Below are 25,994 nucleotides of genomic sequence, written 5' to 3'. Positions count from 1 at the left end.
AGCGGCGGCCTCTCAAAACCCCTATCCTCTACTCGAACTTTCCGTCGTTTGGCACTATCTTTACTTTCATTTCTATTCTCTCGTGCGGAAGGTCGCGCCCGTCCCTTGATGCGGACACTATCTTGTCGGCAACTTCCATGCCCTTTATAACCTTGCCGAATACGGTATAGTTCTTATCCAGGAACTTCGAATCGCTAACCACTATGAAAAACTGCGACCCTGCGCTATTGGGATCATTGGCCCTTGCCATGGACAATATGCCGCGCGTGTGCGAGATATCGTTGAACTCGGCCTTTATGGTGTAACCCGGGCCGCCGCTGCCATAGGTCATGGAGTTGGTCCCCTTGGTGTTCGGGTCTCCGCCCTGTATCATGAAACCCGGGATAACCCTGTGAAAGAGCGTGCCGTCATAAAACCCCTTCTCCGCGAGGTCAACGAAGTTCTTCACATGCCCCGGGGCCTTTTCAGGGAAAAACGCCATTTCTATATTACCGAACTTGGTCTCGATTACTGCTTTTACCTTGGTATAATCCACTGTCTTATTCTCCGTCTTTTTATTTGTTTCTCCGGCAAAGCCGCTACCCTGCATAACGTAAACCATTACCGCAAAAAACAGCGCCGCAGATATAACTCTAAGCATCAAAAAGTCTCCTTTCACATATTTAAGGCTATTGTCCGACATTTCGAGAGAAAAATCAACCCCGAGAACTACCGCGCTCTCCAAGCCATTTTCTCACATACGCTGCCGCATCCCTTTTGCCAGTCACATCGCCGGCCATCACGGCGCGCTCGACCTCGCGAAGCACCGCGCCGACAAGCGGCCCCTCCTCTATAGCGAAAAGCCGCATGACATCTTTGCCGCTAAAGAGCGGCTTTACACTTTTTGTCCTTACAGAGGCATTGAACTTAAAGAACCCGGCAACAGCGCGCTTTAGCCCTGAGCTCTCCGAGCCCCTTGTCGCCCTCGCATCGCATAGCGCGAGGCCAAGGAGCATAAGCGGCGCGTCCTGTATTCCTTTTACCTCAGCCGCCTTTATGAAATGCGCCTTTACGCGGTTAGACGGCTTTTTTATGTCCGCGTACACGAACGTCCTGTGATGCTCCCTGGTAAGCGCCGCAACAGCTCGCACGACCTTCGAAGGAAAGCAGAGCCTCTTTAAAAGCCCCTTGACGAGCTTCTCTCCAACGCGATCGTGCCCAATAAAACGAAGCCTGCCGCTCTCGCGCTTCATCGTAAGGGGTTTCCCTGCGTCGTGCAAAAAAGCGGCGAGCCTGAATACAGATGCGCCGCTTATACCCGGCGTAAACTCGGAGGTAAAGAACTTGCCAAGCTTCGTGCCTGCCCTGGCAAATTTATCGGACGAGATAAACTCATCTGCCTTATCCATGACACTTAGCGAATGACCTATGATGTCGTAGCCGCGAAGTTTTCCCCACGCCGCAAGTTCCGGCGCGAGCGCTTCCATAACGCCCGTTGAAAACATCTCTCTAATGGCAGCGGATGCACCTGGCTCGGAAAACATCTTTACAAGCTCGTCCCTTTTTCTCTCGCCAGAGGCATTGCCTACAAGCACAGCCTTCTTTTTTATCAGGGCCTTTAACGAAGCGCCCTGCCCAAACCCGTGCGTAACGGTAAACCTGTATGCGCGAAGCAGCCGCAACGGATCATCGTCGAATATGCGCAAGGAAACCGGGGCTAACGTGCCTGCCGAGATATCCCTTAGCCCTTTAAACGGGTCTAGTATCTCTATCTCTTTACCTGATACGTCGAAGCAAACCGCATTGACCGTAAAATCCCTTTTTTTCAAATCCTCGCGTATGTTCCTGCCCTTAAAGCGCGAGGCGTCTACGGTAAAGCCTCTCTTATTCACGATTCTGTAGGTATCGGTGTCTGAGTCCATGAGAAACAAAGCCCCTCCAACACGCCTCCTCATCTCCTCCATAAAACCCTTGACGTTACGCTCAACGGCAAGATCGGCGTCCGAGCCGCCCCTCTCCATCACTATATCTCTAACCGAGCCTCCGACAAGATACACGCGGCCAAAGCGGGCCGTTGAAGCGGTCTTAGCGGCCTCCCTCAAAATAGCGTTTTTCCTGATAGCGGCGCCAAGGCGTTCCGGCACAAATAAAAAAACCGGCTCGCGCCGGCTGCGTTTTCCAACTGTAGCACGCTTCTTCGTCAAACTATCTCAACCTCCACGAGATCGTCTTCCTCGTTTGGAATATTACTTTTACCCTCGATAAGTTCCCTTATCTTCTCGGAGACATTCCTGTAATTCGGGTCCATGGCCTCGACGCTTCGTAACATCTCGACGGCCTCGTTCTTCCTGTCGCCCGCGGCATACGCAAGCCCGAGCTCGAACATGATGCCCTTTTTATCCTCTTCGTGAAGGCCTTCGACCTCAAGGGCCTTGTTATAATACCCTACCGCCTCGTCTATTGAGCCCGAAGCAACAAGGCACATGCCGAGCCTGGAAAAGGAATCTAGCGCCTTGGTCTTGTCCTTTGCCGCGATCTTAAATTCGCGGATGGCGTCGTTATAAAGCTCCATCTCCATGTACGCGATTCCGAGGTTATAGTGCGTCTCTGTGTCTTCCTTGCCAAGCTGCTCGCCCATGCCGGCCTTATACTCCTCGGAGGCTCCGCCTGAGCCGGAATCCCACGGCACATCCATATCGCTTAACATATCGTCTATGCCAAGCTCCTTTTGAAGATCAACGAGCCCGTCATCAAGACTTTCTTCGGCTGACGCAACAGGAGCTTCCTCTTCCATCTCGACTTCAATTGCCGAGCCCTCTTCCTCCACTTCGATGGCCTCAGCCTCCTCGACCTCGGCAACCTCCATCTCGTCCTCGGACACGACCTCGAGTTCTTCCTCTGTCTCCATTTCAATGGCTGTCGGCTCTTCGACCTCCATCTCGACCATCTCTTCTTCCGGCTCCGGAGCAGGCGCAGGAGCGGCGAGCGCGTCCATATTTATGTCGAGCAGCGGCTTTTCCTCTACAGCCGGGGCAGGCGCGGCCATCTTCGGTGGCGGCGGAGCTGCGGGCCTTGAAACTACCGGCGGCGGCGCGGCTGCAGGCTTTGGCGCACCCATGTCGCCGAGCCCGAAATCGGGCAAGTCCAGAAGCGGCGGCAATTCGCCCGGAACACCGGGCCTTGGCCCTCCGGGGGCGCCGCCAAGCATATCCGGCTTGGATGTATAAGCCTTCGCATCCCTGTGACCCGGATTAATCTTAAGTATGTCCTGAGCTGCTCGCGTAGCAGTCTCGGTATCGCCCTTTTCCCTGGCAACCTCGAAAAGCTCCTGAGAAAACCTCAAGACCTTCTCCTGGTCGCCCTTTTTCCTGAATATGGAGATAAGCCCGTCAAGCACCATGGGCTCCTTGCGCTTGGACTTGTAAATATCCACATAGATACGCTCGGCCCTGTCGTCTTTTCCCTCTTCAAGGAGCTTGCCGACGACTATCTTGTACTCGGCCATGGCTTCTTTGTCGAAACCCTGCTTAAGGTGCGTATCCGCAAGCTTTAACCTCACGCCCATATTGTCCGGGGCGATGCCGGCCATCTTTTTTAGAAGCTCGAATGCCTCGGCAGTCCTGCCCTTCTTTTCATAGGCCCCGACTATATAGCTGTATTCGGTTATCGCGTCGGCGATAAGACGCTGTTTGGTGTAGAGTTCGGCAAGCTTGTTATGAATCTCGAGGCTCGTGTCCTCGAGCTTTAGTATCTGCTTAAAAACCGCGATTGCCTTCAGGTAAAAGCCCTTGGCAGTGTGTACCTTGGCGACCTCGGTATATTCCTTTATGGCCTCGGCCTTTTTGTTTAGTTTCGCGTATATGTCGCCAAGCTTAAGGCGCACGGAAACATCGGAGGGGTCCTCGGCAAGCGCTGCCGCAAACTCGACCACTGCCTTGTCAAAGTAGCCCTTTTGAAGCAGCTTTTGCGCCTTATCTAAAAGTTTATCCTTCTTCATCAGGCTCCAAATCCAACGACATCGGTATTCCGGCAGCAAACAGCCGCGGCGCCAGACAACACACGTTCGACAATCATCTTCTCTTTATCCAGCAAAGAACCGGCACAGAAACCTGCGCCGAGCTCTTTTTCAAAACCTTTTACCAGCGCGGCCGCGACATCTGCGCGAGATGCGCGCGAAAATTCCAAGACAGAACCCACCTCAGCAGAAGAACCGGGGCCGAAAACAGCATCGAAAAGCAGGGTGTCTACGGACATGATTATAGAGCCGTGCTGCAAAAACGCGCCCTTAATTCTTCTCTGCGCGCTGCCAACAAGCTTTCTGCCGGCAACCGATATCTCGAAAAAAGAAGCGGCATGGAAACACGACTCGCCAAGCCCTTCTTTTGCCTTTTTCTTCTCTCGAACCCCTTCGGCCTCGACTCCCAGAGACTTTAGCGCAGAGACAAGCGCTTCACAAATCACCCTGTACGCGCCCTGTATGCCAAGAGAGTGCAGCCGGTGCGCGTCATTACAAACAACCGCGTAGGTGACCTCTGCCTCCCATGCGCCGTGAAGCACGGCACGCCCTCCGGTCGGGCGTCTTGCCACCTCTATGCCCTTGCCTTCGAATATCGCCGCATCCTGGGCGTAGCCTATCGTCAAAACAGGCCGCTCAAAACCGTAAACACGCAGTGTCGGCGTAAAATTCCGGTCTACGGCCGCCGCCTCGAGCAGCGCTTCGTCGACCGCCATATTATACGCCCCGCCGGCCGGAGCGTCAAGTATCAATCTCCATACGGAAGAATGCGCCAGCATATTAAAATAATACAGGATTGCCCGGCTTTTTACAAGCCCCAATATGGAACACTCCGGTTTTAGGCGTACTTGGAAAGAAAATCGATGTGCGTATTGCCGTCTATGAAGTCGTGGTCCCTCATAACGGTCAAAAGAAGAGGTATGTTGGTCTTTATGCCGCCCACATGGAATTCCTCGAGCGCCCTGGTCATTCTCTTTATGGCGTCTATCCTGGTCGGGGCATGCACGATGAGCTTTGCAAGCATCGAGTCATAGTGCTGCGGCACGACGTACCCTGCGTATATGGCCGTATCCACCCTCACGCCCGGGCCTCCGGGGATGTAGAGCTCGGTAATTTTTCCAGGGCTTGGCATGAATGTGACAGGGTCCTCGGCGTTTATGCGGCACTCGATGCTGTGGCCCTTGAGCCTTACGTGCTTTTGCTTGAACTCGAGCCTGTGTCCTGCTGCCACCATTATCTGGTGCTTTACTATGTCGACGCCGGTGACGAACTCCGTTACCGGGTGCTCGACCTGCACCCTCGTGTTCATCTCCATGAAGTAGAAGTTCTTGTCCTTATCCATAAGGAACTCTACCGTTCCTGCGTTCGTGTACCCGATAGACTTGGCAAGCTTCACAGCCGACTCGCCTATCTTGTCCCTTAGCCTTTCGTCGACGAACGGGCTCGGGGCCTCTTCTATAATCTTCTGGTGGCGCCTCTGTATGGAGCATTCCCTCTCGCCAAGGTGCACGATATTTCCGTGCTCGTCGGCAAGGAGTTGTACCTCTATGTGACGCGGCTTTTCGCAGTACTTTTCTATAAACACCTCGCCGTCGCCAAATGCCGCCAGGGCCTCGCGCTTGGCCATATGGAATGCGCTCCCAAGGGCTGCCTGCGAATGAACGAGCTTCATGCCGCGCCCTCCGCCTCCGCTTGAGGCCTTTATTATGACCGGGTAGCCTATTTTATCGGCTATCTTCACGGCCTCGGCCTCCTCGGCAACGCCAACGCCGCTCCATCCGAGCACCGGGACCTTGGACCTCTCGGCCTCCTTCTTTGCCTCTACCTTATTTCCCATAAGCCTTATAACCGATGACGTAGGGCCTATGAACTTGACCCTGCACTTCTCGCAGACCTCGGCAAAGGCGCTATTCTCGGCGAGAAAACCGTAGCCCGGATGCACTGCCTCGGCATCAACCACCTCAACAGCGCTTATAAGGCTCGATACGTTAAGATAGCTGTCCTTACTCTTGGCAGGGCCTATGCAGATAGCGCCGTCTGCAAGCTTTACATGCATCGAGTCCTTATCGGCCTCGGAGTACACGGCAACGGTCTTTATGCCGAGTTCCTTGCAGGCCCGGATTATCCTTATCGCTATCTCGCCCCTGTTGGCTATGAGGATCTTGCTAAACATCGTTTAAAATACCGCCTCCGGCGCGTACGCGCCTTGAATATTCAAAATAACTTCTCTTGATTAATGCGTCAGGACTGAAAAACCCGTTCTTAGGCCGGCTCGACCTTAAAAAGAGGCTCGCCGTACTCAACGGGCTGGCCGTTCTCGACAAGTATGGCCGTTATCTTGCCCGATACCTCGCTCTCGACGTCGTTCATTATCTTCATGGCCTCTACTATGCAAACAACCTGCCCCTTCTTTATCACGCTGCCGACATCCGCAAAGGGGTTGGCATCCGGAGAAGGCGCCCTGTAGAAGGTGCCGACCATCGGAGAGGTGACAAACAGCGCGTTCGATTTTTCCTCGGCCTTTGGCGTAGAGACCAAAGTCTCGGCCTTCGGGGCTGCCGCTATAGGAGCGGCAACAACCGCAGGCACGGCTGCCACGGTTCCTGGAACCCCGCGCTTAAGCTTCACCTTGCCTCTGGAATCCTCCAGCTCGAGCTCGACTATATCGGTGTTTTTTAGGAATTTATACAGGGCCTTTATGTCGTTTATATCCATCGTTCCTCCGCGTTATCTATCGCAATGTCTTTAATTCTTTTTTCCCTTCGGTAAGGACCTCTGGGCCGTGTTTTCCGACAAGCACCATGTCTTCTATCCTTACGCCGCCAAACCCCGGGATGTAGATACCGGGCTCAACCGTTATGACCATGCCCTGCTTAAGTACCGTCTTGCTTTTTGGCCCAACTGACGGGTCTTCGTGGATATCGAGCCCTACTCCGTGCCCGGTGCCGTGGCCAAAATAACTTCCAAAACCCTTTTTCTCTATATACGCCCTTGCAGCCCTGTCAACCTCGCTTGCAAGAGAACCTTCCCTGACAACGTCTATCGCCTTATCATGCGCGTCCTTAACTATTGAGTATATCTCGCGCTGGCGTCCGGTGGGCTTGCCGGTCACATACGTCCTTGTCTCATCGGACTTATAACCGCCAAGGCTCACTCCCATGTCCACTATCACGAACTCGTGCCTTGCTATCTTCTTACCCGTTGCCGTGCCGTGCGGCATCGCGCTTCTTTTACCGGAGGCAACGATGGTTTCAAAGCTCATTGCATCGGCGCCCAGGTCTTTGACAACCCTCTCTATGCCGAGCGAGACATCGCGCTCTGCCCTGCCTACCGCACCCGTCCCTTCGACATGGGCGTAGCCCTTCTCAGCAACCTTTATCGCAGCACGTATGGCAGCGAGTTCTTCTTTGTCTTTAACCGCCCTTAACCCCTCAACCGGCCTTTTCACCGGCACGAGGCTCGTGCCCTTGAACGCCTTCTTCATGCGCCGGTATACTTCGTAGCTCACCGTAAGCGGCTCGAAGCCAAGGCGCCTTATCTTCGACTTCTTTAGAAGCAGCGCGAGATCTTCTATATAATTGGAGGCTATGCGTATCGCAAAACCCTTTGCCTCCTGCCTTGCCTGCAGCGTGTAGCGAGAGTCCGTTATAAGCAGCGCCGTATTTTTGGAGATAAGCGCAACGGCATTTGAGCCTGTAAAACCGCTAAGATACCTTACATTCGTAAGCGAACTTACGAGCAGCGCATCGAGCGTATCCTTGCCGCCCGTTAAGCCTTTCTCCCTTAGCGCCTTTATCCTCTTCAGGGCCACGGAGCTTACCGGCGGCTTACGCAGCCAGCTCCTTTGCGACGTTTTGCGCGGCCCTCTTTAGATAGTACTTTGCCTTGCCGACGTTACCCTCTGGCGTAAGCGCGAATACCGCGAAGTACTCGGGCGATACTATGCGGATAACGACCTTCAATCCGCCGGATGTTATGACAAGCTCCTCTATGCCGCCAAGGCTTAGCACTTCGGCTGCCTTCTTAAGCTCCACCATCACCTTGCCGTACTCGACACCGAGGGACTCAAGGTCGCATGTGCCCCCGGCCTTTACATAATTTTGCAGCGGTATGCCGTCGTTTGCCATTATGGTGGCAGCAACGCCTCCGTTTACCCTATCAACCATTTCCTTTAATACGGCCTGAAAATCCATGTCCCCACCGCCTAACCGTTTAAGAGCCCTGGCCTTTTGCCCTGCCGCGCGCCAGTGTGTTCAAACCGTCTATCTTGGCCTTAAGAGACTCGTCCGCAGGGTTAGAGTCCAAAAGTATCTTATAAATCGCAAGGGCGTCCTCATGCCTGCCCTGCTTCTCAAGCACATCGGCCATAGTGCGGGTAAAGAATATATCGTCCTTTGCCTCTACGGCCTGTTTTACCACAAAAGCCCCCTCATACATCAAGGTATTCGAGAAAAGGGCCCAAGTCAAGGAAAAACTGCATTTTAAGGCTAAAAACCCCTAAAATTGGCTAAAAACCCCCTTATTTCAGCTTCCCCGGCCTCCTGTAAAACCACCTTTCCAAGGGCCTTTACCAGCACAAAACGTATGGCCCCGGCCTTGACCTTCTTATCCAGGCGCATGTACTTAAGTAGCCCCGTGGCTGACACGCCCTTACGGGAGGTAGGCAACCCAAGGGCCTTGGATAACCCTACTATACGCTCAACAGTACCTGTTGTCGTAAGCCCTAAAACCCTTGAGAACTCAGCTGCCATGACCATGCCTATTGCAACTGCCTCGCCGTGCTTATACTTCTTATATCCAGTGGCAGCCTCTATGGCATGGCCAAATGTGTGGCCGAAGTTTAGTATGCTCCTTATTCCGCTCTCTCTTTCATCCAAGCCGACTATCTCGGCCTTTACAGCGCATGACCTTGCTATGGCGTCGATAAGAGCGGGCGAGGAAGCGGCATTCGAAGCCCCGAGTGTTGCGGCGTTATCATCGAGAAACGAAAAAAAGCTTTTATCGCGTATGACGCCGTACTTAACGACCTCGGCAAGCCCTGCCTTGAACTCGCGCTTATCAAGGGTTGAAAGTGTCGCGGTATCTATGAACACGGCACTTGGCTGATAGAACGCGCCGATGAGGTTTTTACCGAGCCTGTGGTTAACGCCTGTTTTTCCGCCAACCGAGCTGTCGACCTGGGATAGAAGAGTGGTTGGCACCTGAACGTATGGCACACCGCGAAGATAAGAAGCAGCGGCAAACCCTGCCATGTCGCCGATAATGCCGCCGCCAAGGGCAATGACAGCAGAGGTCCGCTCCATCCTGTTCTTAATGAGACAGTCGTATATCCTGGAGACAGAAGAAAGCGATTTATACTGCTCTCCGTCCGGAAGCTCGACGGTTACAACCTTGAAGCCTGCGGCCTTCAAGGACTTGATGGCCCGCCCGGCATAAAGCGCGCCGACCTTCTTATTTGTCACAAGCGCGCACGAGCCCGCGAACCCGAGTTCCTCCATGCCCTGTCCAAGCGTATCGAGAAGGCCGCTACCTATGAGTATCGAGTACGAACGGTCTTCTCTTTTGTCCAATTTTACCTTTATCTTTTCCATGTTCCTCTCACAAATAAAAAATGCGCTACCTGCCGATATAGCGCCTTATTTCGCTTATAACCTCATCAACGCTCTTGCTTGTGGTATCTACAACGATATGGGCGTCCAGGTAAGCTTCTTCCCTTGCATCCAAAAGCTCCGTTATCCTTGCCCTCACATCATCTGGCGAGCCCTTCAAAAGCGGCCTTTCGTCGTTTCTGCCAACGCGCTTTAGTATGGTCTCGACAGTTGCCGTAAGACAAACTACCGTGCCGCGCGTTTTTGCAATCGCCCTTGACTCGGCGGTAACGAGCGCGCCGCCGCCTGTAGAGACAACGGCTCCGTCGCCCAAGAGCGCATCTTTTAGCGCTTCCCTTTCAAGCGCCCTGAAGGCCGCCTCGCCCTCAGAGGCAAAGATATCCTTTATCTTCCTGCCTGCGGAAGCCTCGACCATATCGTCGGTATCAACGTGCCTCATGGAAAGGACCGCGGCAAGACGCCTTGCCACGGTCGATTTTCCGGTACCCATGAAGCCAGTAAGTATAAGGTTCATAAGTTCAAAGGCGCAAAGCGCGCAGCAGCAGAGAGCAGTCTAAAAGCCGGAGAGCTGCTTAAGATAGCCCTCGTAATTACGCGAAAGCTCCTTAACAGAGTCGCCCCCGAACTTTTCGACAAAGGCTGCGGCTATTGTGAAGGCAGAGACCGCCTCGGCAACCACACTTGCCGCAGGCACGGCGCAGATGTCGCTTCTCTCTATACTTGCCTCGTAAGGCTTCTTCGTTATCATGTCAACCGAACGAAGCGGCTTATAAAGCGTCGGAATGGGCTTCATCGCGGCACTCACGCGTATGTCCTCGCCGTTACTCATGCCGCCCTCTATGCCGCCGGCGTTGTTCGTTGGCCTGAAAAACGCCTTCCCGGCAGGCCACCAACCGCGCTTCTTTTGCGCCTTACGGTACATTATCTCATCATGCACTCTGGAGCCCGGAGTAAGCGCCGCCTTAAACCCCATGCCCACCTGCACGCCCTTTATGGCCTGTATGCTCATGAGCGCCATGGCAAGCATTGCATCGAGCTTTCTGTCCCAGTGCACGTGGCTTCCAAGCCCAGGGGGAGCTCCGGTTATAACAACCTCGAACGTACCGCCAAGGCTGTCGCCTGCCTTTCTAACCTCGTCTATGCGGCCAATCATCTTCTTCGAAGCCGCAGCGTCCGGGCACCTTACCTCGGAGCCTTCGGCAGCCTCGTGCAGCGCATCCGGGCGCGAAGAAAGCTTTTTCCATGAGCACTCAACGCCGCCTATGGACGTGACATAGCTATAGACTTCGATGCCGAACTCTTTTAAAAGTTTCTTCGCAACAGCCCCGACTGCAACCCTTGCGGCCGTCTCCCTTGCGCTCGAGCGTTCGAGCACGTTCCTTACGTCCGTGAAAAAATACTTCATCGCTCCTGCAAGGTCAGCGTGCCCGGGCCTTGGCTTGGTAACGGCCTCTACCGCGCCCTTGACGGGCCCCGAAGCCATTTTCTCCGACCAATTGGCCCAGTCCCTATTCTCGATTAGCATGGCAAGCGGAGAGCCAAGTGTAGAGCCGTGCCGAACGCCTGAGATGTACTCTACGGTGTCCTTCTCTATCTTCTGTCTGCCGCCCCTGCCGTAACCGCCCTGGCGCCTTGCGAGATCGGCATTTACGTCCGAGGCCGAAAGAGAAAGCCCGGACGGCATGCCCTCTATAGTGGCAACGAGGCACTTGCCGTGCGATTCACCTGATGTAAGGTATCTAAGCATTTTTCGTTTGCTCCAAAAAAAATGCACCCCGCAGGGTGCATTTTAGGTTTTAAGCGCGCACTTAGTTTATCTGCGAGTTAGTCACTATGGTCGGCGTTATGAATATCAGCAACTCCTTTTGCGACTCGGTAACAAGCCTGTTCTTAAATAACCACCCTATAACCGGGATGTGCATGAAAAACGGCACCCCGCTACTGTTGCTATTGGAATCGGTCACGACAATTCCGCCTATAACGGTTGTCTCTCCGTCCCTGACAAGCACCTCGGTGGAGGCCTCTTTCTTGTTTATACTTGGTTCGCCGCCGCCGCCTCTGTAGGAACCTATGGAGTTGCTGCTGGCTTTTATCTGCATCGAGATGCCGCCATCGGGCGTTATATGCGGCGTGACGGTAAGGCTCAAATTTGCGTCGATAAACGAGGTCTCCGTGCCGCCTGCCGATGTTGTGGCAAACGGAATGGATTCGCCCTGCTCTATCTTGGCCTCTTTATTGTCGAGCGTAATAACGCTCGGCTTTGATATCGTCTTCACTGTGCCGTTTCTCTCGGCAGCCAGGAGCGTAATATCCAAGTCAAGGGGGTTTGCCCCTATAAGTTTGCCAAGAGCAAATGCAAACTGTCCGGTAGTTCCAACACCGCTTGTCGCGTCGACAGAAACGCTCTCGGTAGTAGTTATCCTCGGTGTCGGAATAGCGTTCGGGTTAGGCGTCTGCTGTGTCACATTCCACTTAACGCCTATTTCCTGTGTAAACGAACGCTCGGCGTAAATTATCCTGGCCTCTATAAGAACCTGAGGTGTAGGAATATCGACTCTCTTTATATAATCCTTAACATTGGCTATGGCAGACGCTATATCCCTCACAACGAGCGTATTGGTACCTTCATGCACAGTTGTAGTGCCGCGCGGGCTAAGAAGCTCCTTTACCTGCCCGGAAAGATCGGACGCCTTGTCGTAGCTTATGCGTATATACTCGGTCAAAAGATCCTCTATTTTCTCTTGCGAGGCTTTTGCCTGCTGCGTAGCCTCTACTTCCTTTCTGGCCCTTTCAACGGTAACAACCCTGATGATGTTGCCGTCCTGTATTTTCTCAAGCCCCTTACTGGCGAGGATAAGGTCGAAGGCCTGGTCCCACGGCACGTTCTCGAGACGCATGGTTATTGTGCCGCTTACCTCGTCGGCCGCTATTATGTTCATCTGGCTCACCTCGGCAATAAGCCTCAGCACATCCCTTATCTCGGCCCCGGAGAGGTTCAAATGCACCTTGGATCCGCTATATTTCTTCTTGGCCTCTATTTCCTCTTCTTCTTTAACAACATCCTCGACGGTAAGCGGGAAATCAAGGACGAGATTCCTGCTTGTCTCCTTGATGCTGTACTGCACAGGCTCTTTGAACTTGATATATACCCTGACGATATTAGACGGCGCGGTAGAGTGCTGATAGGCGCTAACAGACATCAGTTTCGTGCCGAGTTCACTAGCGTCCATCGTCACCCTGAGATCCTCGGGTATATATGCCTTCTTGAAATCAATATACAGGGACAACCCGTCTTTGGAATCCCTGACTTTATATTCCGGTTTGGATGTGCCTTCGATATTGACCATTATCCTTTTCTTAAGCTTCTTTACATCAACCCTTCTAACGTTAAACTTTCCCTCATCATAATCCTCTAAAACGGTAGTCTCAGCCGCTATAACTGCGCTTGGCACCTCGCCTTTTGGCTTCTTCGGCGCAGACTTAGGCTCTGCTACCGTCTCCAACTCCGGCTCAGGCTTCGCCAACGGCTCCAACTTCGGTTCCGGCCCGGTCGTTTTTACAGGTGACTTTCTCTCGGAAAGAGCCGCTATGGCCGCGGCATCGCCGAAACCAAACACCAACGCCGCGCCCTGCTCGGAAATATTATATGCCGGCATAGTCTTTCCGACAGCATCAAACACGAACCTTACCTTGTCCGCATGAGCGCCTATCCTAACGTTCTTTACATAACCGCCCTTTACGGCAAGTTCCTTCTTCTTGACATCGGAACCGACCGACAAAACATCGACAACAAGCCTTGGCGGGCCGTCTAACGTGAACGCCTTGTACGTGCCGGCAAAGGTGCCGTTGCCGGTCACGCTGACAAACGTTACCCCGCCCTCGGCATACGATTCGACCTTCGTTATCTTCTCGACCCTGGGAAGATCAGGTTCCGGTTCCGGTTCCGACTTCAACACAGACCCCGTTGTAGATACAGGCACAACATCTTCCTCGGCTGAAGGCACGACTGTCACCATAACACTTTTTTCGCCGTCCTCGACCTCGTGCTTCATGTTAGGCTTTAGCCCTATCTCTATCCTTGCTATGGTCTCTGTTCCGGACGGATACGACGATGCGCTTATGCTGCTGATATATTGATTGTTTATCTCCATAGACGGAGAAATATCATCGAGGCTAACGCCCGGAATATCCACAACAGCTCTCGGGGGATCGGGCAGCCATATAACGGTATAAGGGAGGTCGCCATCGCCCTCTATAAGGACGGTTGCCCCATCCTCGCCAACGACATCCACGGCAACTATCTTTGTGCCTGTCGACAGCGCAGACTCATTTATGTCGGCCTCCGTTGTTCCTGCCTCTTGGGCCGCCGGTACTGCCGCGCCTTCATCGGGCTTGACCGTCTGCTTGGGGGCGCATCCGCAAATAACGGCCAGCGCCGCAAGCGCCACAACAGGCATCGACATCTTTTGGAATATCCTATCTATAATCATACATACCTCCCGTCAAACAAAGGTGAACAGGGTAACACTGCAGCCCCGCCTACTTTTTAAGTTCACTGCCCTTTCCCTTCTCACTCTCCGCCGCAAGCAGCTCTACGTCTACACGCTCGCCGGTCACAGGGTCTTCCTCGGAGACAACTATGCCATTATCGTGTATCTTAACGATATAGCCATCTCTAACACCTATCCTGTCCTTTTTCCTAACAGTGTAGGTCTTGTTATCCTCGGCCCTGACCATGGCAATAGATTCCCTGCCGCCGGTACCTATCACTATAGCGATTATCTTTAATGTCGAAAGTTCGTAGTTCTCAAGCGGCACCTTGTCGCGCTCTTCCTTATCCAGACTTTTTTTCCCGGCATAGGGGCTCCTGAACGGATTGCGTATCTTCAGGACGTAAGCCTCGGGAGGCGTATTGTCTTCCTCTACCACAATCTCTATCTTCTTTTCCTCTACCGGCTTAACCTCCGCCTTCTTTAAACTCGTAGTATCGTCGTCCGTCTCGTTTTTCGGACATCCGGAAACTACAAAGGGAAGCGCTGCCAGCACCGCAACCATCGCTATGTTTTTTAAAGTCTTATCCATGGCATCCTATTTCTTTGCTGGAGCAGCAGGCGCGCCTTTTGCTCCGGCTGCCGGCGTCTCCGGCGGCCTTTCGCTCTCCGGAACAAACCTATATGTCAGCGCCGTAAAATCCGATTTAAGCATCGGTATGTCGGCCTTGGGACTGTTGTCGCCCTTTATCGTAAGTCCTACGACATTGACTATCCTGTCAAACTTCGCTATCTTGGCGCAAAACGCATACATGGCCTCGAAAGACCCCTCTACCTGCATGCTGACCGGAACCTCGGAATAAAAACCTTCCGGCGTGCTCTTCTCCGGCTGCGGCCTGAAAAGCTTTATGGAAAGCCCGGACTTTACCGCCGCATCGCCAATCTTCTCGAGAAGCTGCGGTATTTCCTTACCGTTGGGAAGCTGCTTGAGCGCAAGCTGTAGCTTCATATCGAGTTCTTCTTTTTCTTTTTTAAACTTCGGGATATCGGCCGCTATCTTTCTTTGCTCCTCCACTTTGGCGGTCAATTCCACGAGATTGACCTCAAGTTCCTTCTTCTTAACAATGGTGGGATAAACAAGCAAATACCCTATAAGGCCGGCAACAACAGCACACGCGCCGCCAAGCATGCCGAGCTTGGTCTTAAGCGGCATTCTGATTACACTATCAAACTTCATTAGCTGCTTGATTTTATCCTCTAACCCCATGACCTCTCCGCCTATTTCCTGTAAAGATCAATCACATAATTGAAAAACGCCTGCTGCGAGCCTTTATGTATCACACCGCCCTTGCTGGCGGCCTCGAAAAGCTCCACCTTCGCGAAAACGCCGGTGTTCTCAAGATTCCTCATGAACTCGGAAACAACTATCTCCGATATCGCCATACCCTCTATCCGCACAGAACTACCCTTGTCTGTTACGTTGATGACCCAAGCGTAATCCGGCACAGTCTTGCTGAAAAGCTTATACATATCTATCGGGCCTGATCTGGCCTTGGAAAGCCTGTCTACCACATCAAGCTTACCCTGTACTTTGTTCTTTTCCGCAATTATATTCTGAAGTTCTCCTGTCTTGGCCTCTAACGCAACCAGCTCGGCATTGCCCTTCTCTATATCACCGTTAAGAACCGAGACCTTTGACCTGAAAAACACGTAAACGCCCATACTTAGAATAATCACAAGGATAAGCGCCGCCCCGGCAGCCATACCGTGCAGCATGAGAGATTCCTTCTTTTTAGCCGCCCTTACGGGAAGAAGGTTAATCCTTATCATCTGTCGCCAAGCCTCCTCGTGGCAAGCCCTATGGCAACGCCGAAATACGGCGCCATCTGCTCAAGCTCTTCGGCATTGAACTTCTTGGGATTGGCATTAATCCCGCTAAACGGGTTTATGGTCTCGACCGGCAGTGCGGCCTTCTCCTGAATGACTTCCTTAAGTCCGATGGTCATCGCACCGCCGCCGCAAAGAAGTATCTTGTTGATTACCATGCCGGGATTGCCGGCAAGGAAAAAGTCAAGGGACCTTCTGATATCCATGGCCATACCGCCGGAAACCCTCTCCATAACTCCGGGAAGCTCCGCCCTCGGAACGCTGCCCTCAGCCTTGCCGGTCTTTATGTCCTCGGCCTCTTTGAAGTTCACGTTCATATTCCTTTGTATTTCCTCGGTAAACTGATTGCCACCTGTGGGGTTCGACCTCGTGAATATGGTCTTGCCGCCGGATATGACGCTTATGGTGGTGATACTCGCGCCTATATTGACTATCGCAACGTTCTCATTAGGGGCAAACGAGTACCCTATCTCCATCATGTTCTCTATGGCAAAAGAGTCCACGTCCATGATGACCGGGTTAAGTCCGGCCTCTCTTATGACGTTGACGTAATCGTTAATAACGTCCTTCTTCACTGCCACGAGCATGACGTCCATCTGGCCGCTTCCCTCGGTATCTTCGCCAAGTATCTGGAAATCTATATTAACGTCGCTCATCGGGAAGGGTATGTACTGCTCGGCTTCCCACTGTATCTGCTCGGATAAATCGGCCTCGGTCATGGCAGGCATGCTTACCCTCTTTATGATGACCGAATGTCCCGTGAGCGCGCTGACGGCCTCGGTCGCGGCAATCCCCTGGGACTTAAGAAGCTCTGTGATTGCGTCCTTAACGGTCATTGAGTCTATTATGGAGCCGTCGACTATGGCCTCGGGCGGAAGATAAGTTATACCGAGCTTCAAAAGCTCCCAGCCCTTCTTGGCCTGCTTAAGTTCGGCAAGCTTTATCGAGCTCGATCCTATGTCGAGCGCGACAACATCCTTCTTTTTAAAAAACGGAAGACCCAGCATATTCAGTCCCTGTCCTCGTCAGTCCGTAAAAACACGGCCCTTTTCCGAAAGTTTGAGTCCAAGCGCCTGTATTATCTTTCTCTTCGTGTCCACGCGGCAGGTATATCCTTTTTCTATTCTGTCGATGGTAAGCGGCGATACTCCTGCCTTCCTCGCGAGCTCCGACTTGCTAAGAAGCATCCCTTCCCTTATCTTCTTCAAATTATTCGCCTTCATAGTAAGCTGCACTTTTATCCCGCTAAAAGTTTAAGATCCACGCAGCACCCTGCATCACAATGACACATCCGGCGCCTCCGATGCCATATTGTCTTAAGTTATAACATAACAATCTAATTTGTCAAGTTTTTTTTAAAAATAACTATAATTATGCTAAATTATATATACCAAGGCATAAAAAAGGCCCGATTTTACGGGCCTTTTCTCGCATACAAAAAATATGGGGCTATCGCTGCCTACGGCCTATAACCTGGTCCAACGAAGCGTTCTCGGCATTCCAAGCCCTATGCCGACACTCGCGGCAACATCTCGGCTTCCGTATACGTTTAGGCTTCCGGTCACCTGTACATCTGCCTTGACCATTGACTTGGAAATATTATCGGCAGTGTTGTTGCCCTCTATCATAAGCGTACCGAACACGGTCGCCGTACCCGAAACACTCAAGTTGCCCATTACGTATATCATGCCTTCCCAGGTAAACTGTCCGGCTATCTGCAAATCCCCCTTTACTATCAAGAGCCCTCTTCCATAACTGCCTGCCTGAAGACCGGCTGCTCCGACACCGGCTGCACCGTTATCTATGTAAACAATCTTACCTTTGTTGGCATCGTTGTCGCAAATATGCGGATTGGGGTCGGACGTGGTGGATGAACTGCAAAGACTGCCCCAGATACCGGTGGGGTTATAAGTGGTCGTGTTATTTCCTGTCTGCATATTATAGACATCGGCATAGTTCTTGATGGTATCGAGATCCATGCCGAGATATTCATTCATATCGCCCTTTTTATAGCCCCAGTTAGGAAAACCAGATGACACGTTGGTGCACTGGGTGGCCGGACATGTGTTTGGGTCCGTGCACGGACATCCACTGACATAGGCCGCGTACCCCTGTTCGTAACCAAGCTGAGTGCCGACCTTTCCGGTAATCTTTGTCGCGCTCTGTACGCCTATCTCACCCTCTGTAAAAAGAATGGTATCGCCAGGGGGCATCATGTTAATGAAGGACTCAACCACGTGCGCCGATATAACGGCCTCGGTGCCGCCTCCGGTCCTGCCCTTTGATATTATGGTATATACCGGAAAAGCAGTCGTGCAGTTGGTGGTAGCGCCGGAAAAGCCGAAGTCGCGGCAGAAAACCACGGTTTCGTCATCGAGATTATCGCCCTTACGCCACGTGTCCTCGTGCTCGATGGTGTACCTGACAAGAACCTCGTAGGTGCCTGAAGGAATAACGCCTCCGACCGAAGGCACAGCACCGCCGCTTATGCCAGCCGATGTGAAAGAACCTTTTGCCGGCTTGCTAAGCGCGCTTCCCGGATACGTGGTGCTCGGGGTGAACTTTGTGCCGCCAACACGGTCTGCCCTCTCAGTGGTACTCTCGCCGACGTAGCGCGCATTGGTCTTTGGAAGGGAAAGCCTCGCTATGGCCTCGTAGACCCCGACCTCAGCAAGATAAAACGCCGTCCTGCCTTCCTTCTCGTTCCTGGCTATCATCAAATCGGTCGTGGAGGTGGTGACGGCCATCATGCCGATAGCGGTCATCGCGGCCATTATGATAAGCGTCAGCACAAGGGCAAAGCCCTTTTCGTCCTTGCCGCCCCTGAACCTTCCTATTATGCCTTTAAGGTTTTCCATATTCCCACTTTTAATTATACCCCAAAATACGCTGCTTTTTCAAACCGGCACAGATCTTACGGATAGAGCATGACCTCGTTGGTCGAGCCCGAGCACAGGTCGCGTACTACTATCTTATAGTTCCTCGTATCGCCCCAGCTTCTCCATGTCCAGTACGGCATCTCCCACGGCCCGTTAATGCCCGGCGTAAACAGGTTTGTGAGGCTCAGGGCCTTGCTTACAGGGTTATAATTGCACGCCACAAGCCCGCTTCCATTCGAATACGTTGCCGCGCACGTTCCTGTGCCGGAATTATACGTTATATAACCGTCGGTATTCCAGCAACCTATGCACCAAGTCGGCTCATACATAACCTCGATAGACATATTGTTCGGGTCATAGTTCAAATCGAGGTCGTAATTAAAGCCTATACTTGTCATATAGGTTATATTTATGCTCCACCAAGCATCCCAATAGGTGGTAGTGGTCTTGGACACGCCTGTAGGCATTGCTATGGCCTTTGTGGCCGGGCACGATGCCGGCTTCTCTATCCTGTAAGGCGTGTTCTGCCAGTTGCTCCACATGCCACAGTAATCCTGGGTCTGCACGTTTGCGTTAAGGAACGTATTTACAGGGTACGGGTTCATGTCTACCACAAGCGTATTTGTCGGTTCGGCAATCCAGCCACCCCAGCCGCCTACCCACGCCCATCCGGCAGTCTGAACATCGTAACCCACCATGCTCTGCGTAACGTCGCCGTCAATAATCCAGCTAAGGGTCGCCTTGCCGGCACCATCAACGAAGTTTGGCGGGTTACTGCCGTACATGTCTGTATAATTCCAGACTGGACTCGGAGCGCTCGGGCTAGAGTCGCACGAATCCTTCATTATCACCGACGTTACCGGCGAATCCAGGCCCTCTGCGCCGCAGGCGTCGACTGCCCTTATCTTGAAGGCCAGTTTCTTAAACGGTACAACAGAACCCACGTTCACGGTGGCGCTATTGCAGGACCTGCACGCAGTTGCCACAGGGGTTACGCCCCAAGTCACGCCGCCATCCTCTGACATGTAGACATTATAGTTCGCCGTCGCTCCGAGGCTACCGGGCATCGGCCACCACAGTTTTACCTTGCCTGCGCCATCATCGTCTTTGGGCGGCCAATTCCACATGGCGTCCTGATGGTTATAATCAAGACTCATGACAGTCGGCAACGGCCCACCGCAGAAGCTCTGCGTATAGAGCGGGAACTCGGTGTTCTCCGCCGCGTTACAGACATTGGTTATGACGACCTTATAGTTATACATGTCGCCGCTGGCCGCTAGATACGTCGGATACTCGCCGCCCCACCAGCCGCTCCAATCAACGAACACCTTACCTCCCATGTCGTAGCTACAGTTATAATACCAGTCCGAGCACCAACCGAGCCATGCCGGGTCGTAGTATATATCAGAGTAATCCTGCCAGTTGCCTATATCGCCTATCCACTCTCTCTTGACAATTATGGATATGTTACCTCCATAATTGTTGATAAGATCGTAGTACATCACGTAGTCCTGTATGAACGTATCCGGACCTGAGGTGCCTGGTGTAAGGAGCGCGAGGCCCGCGGCCGGGTCAACGTTCTTCGGAGCGCTGCACGCACCCTTTGTAAGCCACGGCGTCCAGCTCGCAGTCGAGTATCCGCAGTAATCGACCGTTGTAACTCCACCGGATATGCGGTCATAACCTGCCGGGTTCATGCTTATGACCTCCTGCGTCTTGACAGGCGGCTCAAGCGGGTCATAACTGATGTTTGCGGACGGCGGCCAGCTCCAGGCCATATCGTATATCGTATACTGTATGTTGTTGACGTTGACAACGTCGCCCTCTGCTGTCCACGTAAGCGTTACATTGCCAAATGTATCAACATCGGCTCCGGGGTCATTGCCATACTTATCCGGGCCCCAGTGCGCATCCGGAGCAGGCGGAGCAGTACAGGTATCGGTGACTATATAACTAGTTACGGCATCACCTGCGACTGCGAAGCTTGCGGACTCTGCCCCTGTGCAAGAGTTCTTGGCCTTAACGTTAAAGTACATGGTCGTGTACTGCGGCAAGCTCGATACGTCCACCGCGACCTGGTTGACCGTATTCTGCGTAACGAGCGCCGGATTTATCAGCGTCCACGCGCCACCGACAGATGTCTTGTAATACACGTTATATGCGTCATTTGTGTCCATGACATTACAGTTCGGCCATGCCCAGCAGCTTATCTGGAGCTTTACCTGTCCGTTGCCGTTATGGTCGCGCGGCGGCCAGTTCCATCTCAGGTCGCTGTGGTTATAATTGACCCCGTCAACAGGCGACGGCAGAGGCGTTGTGCAACCCTGGTACTTAATGTACGTGGCGGTATTGACCCTCGAGCTCTCGAGGCCGCAGTAGTCAACGGCTGTAACGCCAAACTTAAACTTCTGCAGGGCTCCGGCAAACACGCCCATGTCTATCTTGGCGCTCGTAGGCGTCGGGAATGTAACTGACCACGGCCACCAGGACGACAAATCAGCGACCAATCCACCCTCATCTATGGCATAGATCTTGTACTGAACGACATCGCTCTCAGGCGCCGCGCTCCATGTAATGTAGGCAAACCCTGCATCGTCTCCCTTCGGCGGGGCCGAATGTCCGCCCGCATCAGGATGCGCCGGGTCGTATTTGACGTTGGTAAGGGCCGCGGGCTTAGCGTCGCAGGTATCCTTTATCATCTTCGACGTGGCCGGTGTAAGGTCAAGGTCGCTCTCGAGGCCGCAGTAATCGACTGCCGCGACCTTGAAGTACATCTCGTCAAGCGACGTAACGCCGGAGGTGTCCACATCAGCGCTCGTAGCGCCAGTCATCGAGACATTGGCCGTATAATCCGTCCACGAGGCCGCAGGGGCGGAAGCATTATTGCTGTGATACACCTTATACGTGCCGAGGAAGTCGTAGCTTCCAACCGCGCCCCAATTCAGCGACACCTTACCTGTGGTATCGGCGATATTCTTCGTCTTGCCGTTGTTGGTGTCGTCAATGGGGTTTCCAAACCAATTGCCGCTCGCGTCCGTATGCGACGCCCATATCCACGGCGATGTAGGCGGCAGCTCGTCGCAACTGTCCTTCAATATGTCGGTCGTCTCGTTCGAATTGACGCTCACAAGACCGCAATTGTTCACTGCGCGCACCGCAAAGCGTAGCATCTGGTACGGCGCGGTGGTGGAATTAAGGCTCACAGCCGAAGTTGTCAAAGACGCAATCGGATCGGCAAGCGCCGTGACATCATTCCAGGCAAATCCATCCCACGCCCAGACTGTATAGGTGTCGACACCTGCGGATGTGGACGGCGTCCAGCCAAGATGCACATGACCTGCTCCGCTTATGACGTAAGGCGGCACGCCTACACCGTCATTGTCGTCATCCTTAGGCACAGAGAACAGATTTATCTGGTCTGTGTACGTATACTGCAAATTAGTCGGCGCGTTCGGATTAATAGAGCAGATGCCCTTCACTATATACCTGTCGATGGCCATGGTGTTGTAATTCGCGCTTTCGCGGCCGCAGTAGTCAACGGCCTTTACGGCAAAATACATCTTTACGCCATCGGCAACGCCGCCTGCATCAACTGTGGCGCTCGTAGACGTAAGGGCCGTGACGCTCGGCGTGGTGGTGCCGTCTATCAACGTCCAGTCGATATTATTGTTCGAATAGTAGACCTTATAGCTGTTGGCCTCGACGTCCATGTTGGCAACGGCCGTCCATTCGATATATACGAGATTACCAGGCGCAACATCGCGCGGCGGATTGGACTTGCCACCGACGTCGACATAGGCGAGCGGGAACTGTAGACCAGTTGCGTTATCAGGCACGAGGTCGCAGCTATTCTTCCTTATATACAGGCCGCCAGAGTGCGCCGCGAAGTTCACGCTCTCATAGCCGCAGTAGTCGACCGCCTTAACAGCGAAGTACGTCGGGGCAAGCGATGCAATAGTCGATGTGTCGACAACGACGTCGGTGGTATTGGTGCTGCCGGTATTCACAAGCAACGTCCACGGAGCGGCATTGTTTGGCGAAATATAGACGTTATAGCTTACTACATCGGCCGGGGCTGCGGCAGACCAGCTAAGCGTCACAGAACCAGGGTCAGAGGCAACAGGAGCTATGTCAAGTGCCTGGCCGGCGTTATCATCGTCCTTCGGAGTGGACGGGCCGTTGCCGTTCTTATCGCTATAGTTGAACACGAGGTTCGCCGCGTTGCCAGGCACCGCGTCGCAGGTATCCTTAACAAGATACGTCGCAACCGCAGTCGCAGAGGCCGATTTTTCGCCTGTGCAGTAATTGATGCCCTTTACCGCAAAGGTCATTGGATCATATGACGAGACGCCGCTGATATTGAGATTGACCTCGTAGAAAGTATTCAAGAATACGTTGGCATCAGCATACATGGTAAATGCTCCTCCGGTGCTGAGAAGCACCTCGTACTTGTCTATGGACTTGCAATCCGCAGGAGCGCATACCGGCTCCAGGAACAGCTGACCTACCGTTGTCACAGGCAGCGCAGCGCCGTCATTGTTATCGTCCCTTGGCGGAACATTGCCCTTCATATCGACAGACAGCACAGAGTATTTAAGCGAATCCACATTAGGCGGCACCACCGAGAACGAGCAGCTTCCATACTTGATATAGCCGGTAGCAGCGGAATCGCCACTCTCGAGACCGCAATAGTCGACTGCCGTAACCACAAAACTATACTTATCGCCGGTTACCATGAAGGCCGGGTCTATGACAGCGCTCGTGGTCGCAAAGTTGCCCCTTAGCGTCCTGACGCCTCCGAATTTTATCGAATAAACATTGTAGCTAACCACGTCGTGCGGCGCGCCCATGGAATTGGTCCATGCAAGATGCACCTTGCCGTCAACTCCGGAGACGTCCTTCGGATTTGGCGCGGCGTTGCCATAGCTGTCGTTATGCGTATAGGCAAGGCCTGAGGGCACGCCCGGGGCCGCGTCGCAGGTATCCTTAATCATCTTGTCTGTAGCGGTCGTACTTAAATCGCTCCAGCGTCCGCAGTAATCCTTGGCCTTGACCTTGAAGTACATCTCGGTCAGCGACGTAATGCCATCGGTCTTGACATCCGCAGTGGTAGCGCCAGTTATCGTCACATTGGCTGTATAATCGGTCCATGATGCCGCCGGAGCCGTTGCGCTCTGCGCGTAATAGACCGCATACACGCCTATAGCGTCGAGGTCGCCTATCGCAGGCCAGCTAAGCGACACCTTGCCTGCAACATTGGACACAAGCGTTCCACTGCCGTTATTGGTATCGTCTACCTGGCCGATGACATTGCCCTTCGGATCCGTATGCGTCGCGGTCACAGGTGTTGGCGAACTCGGTATCAGGTCGCAGCTGTCTTTCTGTATGCTGGTGGCCGTAAGTGCCGAGTACGCCGCGCTCTCAACGCCGCAGTAGTTCACGGACTTGACCGCGAATTTGAACAGACCAAACGACGGGGCGGTCGTGGAATTTATCTTCGCCTCCTCGGTTGCCGGGAATGTTGTAAGTGTCATGACGTCGACATAGCTTGCCATAGCAACGTCGTACGCAAACACTTTATACGAGGCAGCGCCTGCGGCCGCATTCCACTTAAGGTACACGAAGCCAGGGTCGCCGCCTACGGCAGGAGCCACGTCGAGCGAATCTATCGGCAAGTTATTGTCATCATCAAACGGCGTGCCCAGATTTACGCCATCCGAATAATTATACACAAGCCCGGTAGGCGTATCCGGAATAGCGCTGCACACACCATATATCAGTTTCGGAGAGACAAGCTTACTTCCGTCCTTTAGACAATAGTCCACGTGCGCGACCGCGAAGTACATCGTATTGCCGGCAACAGGTGTCGCAGGCACAGCAACATTCGCAGGCGTTATATCGGTCACAAGAACCGAGGTCGTCGTGCCGGATATAACGAACGGACGCGACGGGTTAGCACCTGGTACCGGCAGAACTCCGGTATCCGCCGCTCCGGTGGCAATCTTGGTCACGTCGTACCAGGTAGCGTTATCAGGCGAATAGAAGACCTTATAGCCTATATAATCGAGCACGGCTCCGCCGGAATTCCACGTAAGATCCACCGTGCCTGTATTGGAAACATCAGTTGGAACCGTAAACTTCGGAGCAGCCGCTCCGGGGCCGTTGCCGCCGATATCCGTATGCGAGAATATCGTCGTATAGATACCGCCGGAAACAGCAGGCGTATGTATCGGAGCTGCGTCGCAGCTGTCCTTTATAAGTTTTCCTGTAACCGTGGAATTCGCGCTCTCAACGCCGCAGTAGTCGATTGCCCTTACCATGAAGAACATCGGATCCATGCCAGCCGCGCCCGCAGTCGTCACATCGGCAGTAGTAGCCGTTCCGGCAATGCTCATCACCGCTGAAGGCGTGCCAGGGGCCAGAGGCCATGTGGCAGGCTCCGTTTTCGACATATAGATGTTATAGCCTACAAAGTCCGCCGGGAACGCCGGGTTGGTCCAATTAATCTTAACACTCCCTGCCCCGTTATCATCCCTCGGGGTCGTGGTGCCGTTACCATTAGAATCGCTGTAATTATAGACCAGCGAACCATCGACAACTTTAGGCGGCTGAACATCGCAGGAATCCTTCATCATCTTCGGCGATACGATGAGCTTTGTAGCATCGTGCTGCAGACAATAATCAACATGCGCAACAGCGAAGTACATCGTCGTATCCGCAGCAGGCACTCCACCCGGGAACACGCCGGAGTTGAGATTCACGCTTGCCGGAGAGGCAGTGACATAGAACGGATACCCCGAGGCGCCTATCACGGCAACACCGCTGTTGGCAGCGCCTGTTACGGAATCAGTTACGTCAACCCAAGCACCGGCTCCTGTGGTCGAATAGAATACCTTATAGCCTATGTAGTCGCCGGGGCCGGCTCCGCCCGAGGCCCAGGCAAGACTGACTTTATTAAGGCCGTCATCATCCTTGGCCGGATTATTATTACCACCGGCATCTGTATGAGTAAGTATGGAAGTACCTACCGAGACCGCAGGCGTATCGGCAGGCACCACGTCGCACGAATCCTTCTGTACCACAGGGGTAGCCGCGCTAAGACCGCTATTTCTGCCGCAGTAATCTATCGCCTCCA

At 53.3% G+C, this 25,994-nt stretch carries 20 protein-coding genes; all 20 read right to left on the bottom strand.

Translation table 11 applies throughout. The features are described from left to right. Positions 1–28: 28 nt before the first annotated feature. The 20 genes from OEV59_06775 to OEV59_06680 all read right to left on the bottom strand — a co-directional run bounded on the left by OEV59_06775 (position 29) and on the right by OEV59_06680 (position 25,941). Positions 29–640: a peptidylprolyl isomerase gene (locus OEV59_06775; protein MDH4227440.1), complete on the bottom strand. Its 612-nt coding sequence runs from the start codon at positions 638–640 to the stop codon at positions 29–31. Positions 641–695: 55 nt separating this feature from the next. Further along, complete coding sequence (locus OEV59_06770; protein ID MDH4227439.1) at positions 696–2,123, bottom strand: HD domain-containing protein; 1,428 nt, start codon at positions 2,121–2,123, stop codon at positions 696–698. Between the two features lie 56 nt (positions 2,124–2,179). After that, positions 2,180–3,976, bottom strand: a complete 1,797-nt coding sequence (locus tag OEV59_06765; GenBank protein ID MDH4227438.1) for a tetratricopeptide repeat protein — start codon at positions 3,974–3,976, stop codon at positions 2,180–2,182. Continuing rightward, the gene (locus OEV59_06760; protein MDH4227437.1) at positions 3,976–4,815 is read right to left on the bottom strand and encodes a lipoate--protein ligase family protein; all 840 of its coding nucleotides are present in this window, start codon (positions 4,813–4,815) and stop codon (positions 3,976–3,978) included. Before OEV59_06760 ends, OEV59_06765 begins: the two co-directional genes overlap by 1 nt. A gap of 17 nt (positions 4,816–4,832) precedes the next feature. Next, positions 4,833–6,167, bottom strand: a complete 1,335-nt coding sequence (gene accC / locus OEV59_06755; protein ID MDH4227436.1) for an acetyl-CoA carboxylase biotin carboxylase subunit — start codon at positions 6,165–6,167, stop codon at positions 4,833–4,835. An 89-nt stretch (positions 6,168–6,256) separates the two neighbouring features. Further along, complete coding sequence (gene accB, locus OEV59_06750; protein MDH4227435.1) at positions 6,257–6,709, bottom strand: acetyl-CoA carboxylase biotin carboxyl carrier protein; 453 nt, start codon at positions 6,707–6,709, stop codon at positions 6,257–6,259. A gap of 16 nt (positions 6,710–6,725) precedes the next feature. After that, entirely contained in the window at positions 6,726–7,805 is a 1,080-nt protein-coding gene (locus OEV59_06745; GenBank protein MDH4227434.1) for a Xaa-Pro peptidase family protein, read from the bottom strand. A gap of 16 nt (positions 7,806–7,821) precedes the next feature. Next, entirely contained in the window at positions 7,822–8,187 is a 366-nt protein-coding gene (locus tag OEV59_06740) for a roadblock/LC7 domain-containing protein (protein MDH4227433.1), read from the bottom strand. Positions 8,188–8,206: 19 nt separating this feature from the next. Beyond that, complete coding sequence (locus OEV59_06735; GenBank protein ID MDH4227432.1) at positions 8,207–8,413, bottom strand: hypothetical protein; 207 nt, start codon at positions 8,411–8,413, stop codon at positions 8,207–8,209. 68 nt (positions 8,414–8,481) lie between these two features. Continuing rightward, positions 8,482–9,585, bottom strand: coding sequence for a 3-dehydroquinate synthase (aroB, locus tag OEV59_06730; protein MDH4227431.1), 1,104 nt, complete (start codon positions 9,583–9,585; stop codon positions 8,482–8,484). 25 nt (positions 9,586–9,610) lie between these two features. Then, on the bottom strand, positions 9,611–10,117 hold the full coding sequence (locus OEV59_06725) for a shikimate kinase (protein MDH4227430.1): 507 nt from the start codon (positions 10,115–10,117) through the stop codon (positions 9,611–9,613). Between the two features lie 39 nt (positions 10,118–10,156). Beyond that, on the bottom strand, positions 10,157–11,350 hold the full coding sequence (gene aroC, locus OEV59_06720) for a chorismate synthase (GenBank protein MDH4227429.1): 1,194 nt from the start codon (positions 11,348–11,350) through the stop codon (positions 10,157–10,159). Between the two features lie 61 nt (positions 11,351–11,411). Beyond that, complete coding sequence (gene pilQ, locus OEV59_06715) at positions 11,412–14,093, bottom strand: type IV pilus secretin PilQ (protein MDH4227428.1); 2,682 nt, start codon at positions 14,091–14,093, stop codon at positions 11,412–11,414. Between the two features lie 49 nt (positions 14,094–14,142). Then, a complete protein-coding gene (locus OEV59_06710) occupies positions 14,143–14,685 on the bottom strand; it encodes a pilus assembly protein PilP (GenBank protein MDH4227427.1) in 543 nt (180 codons plus the stop codon). Positions 14,686–14,691: 6 nt separating this feature from the next. Then, complete coding sequence (locus tag OEV59_06705) at positions 14,692–15,360, bottom strand: type 4a pilus biogenesis protein PilO (protein MDH4227426.1); 669 nt, start codon at positions 15,358–15,360, stop codon at positions 14,692–14,694. A gap of 11 nt (positions 15,361–15,371) precedes the next feature. After that, positions 15,372–15,923, bottom strand: a complete 552-nt coding sequence (locus tag OEV59_06700) for a PilN domain-containing protein (protein MDH4227425.1) — start codon at positions 15,921–15,923, stop codon at positions 15,372–15,374. After that, entirely contained in the window at positions 15,920–16,987 is a 1,068-nt protein-coding gene (locus OEV59_06695; GenBank protein ID MDH4227424.1) for a pilus assembly protein PilM, read from the bottom strand. Before OEV59_06695 ends, OEV59_06700 begins: the two co-directional genes overlap by 4 nt. Positions 16,988–17,005: 18 nt before the next feature. After that, entirely contained in the window at positions 17,006–17,203 is a 198-nt protein-coding gene (locus OEV59_06690) for a helix-turn-helix domain-containing protein (GenBank protein ID MDH4227423.1), read from the bottom strand. Between the two features lie 243 nt (positions 17,204–17,446). After that, on the bottom strand, positions 17,447–18,838 hold the full coding sequence (locus OEV59_06685) for a pilus assembly PilX N-terminal domain-containing protein (GenBank protein MDH4227422.1): 1,392 nt from the start codon (positions 18,836–18,838) through the stop codon (positions 17,447–17,449). 56 nt (positions 18,839–18,894) lie between these two features. Beyond that, entirely contained in the window at positions 18,895–25,941 is a 7,047-nt protein-coding gene (locus OEV59_06680) for a hypothetical protein (GenBank protein MDH4227421.1), read from the bottom strand. Positions 25,942–25,994: the final 53 nt, after the last annotated feature.

Source organism: Deltaproteobacteria bacterium (assembly GCA_029858205.1).
GTDB lineage: Bacteria > Desulfobacterota > GWC2-55-46 > GWC2-55-46 > DRQE01 > JAOUFM01.
Note: the sequence above shows the minus strand (reverse complement) of the source record. Positions and strands in the feature narration are given on the sequence as shown.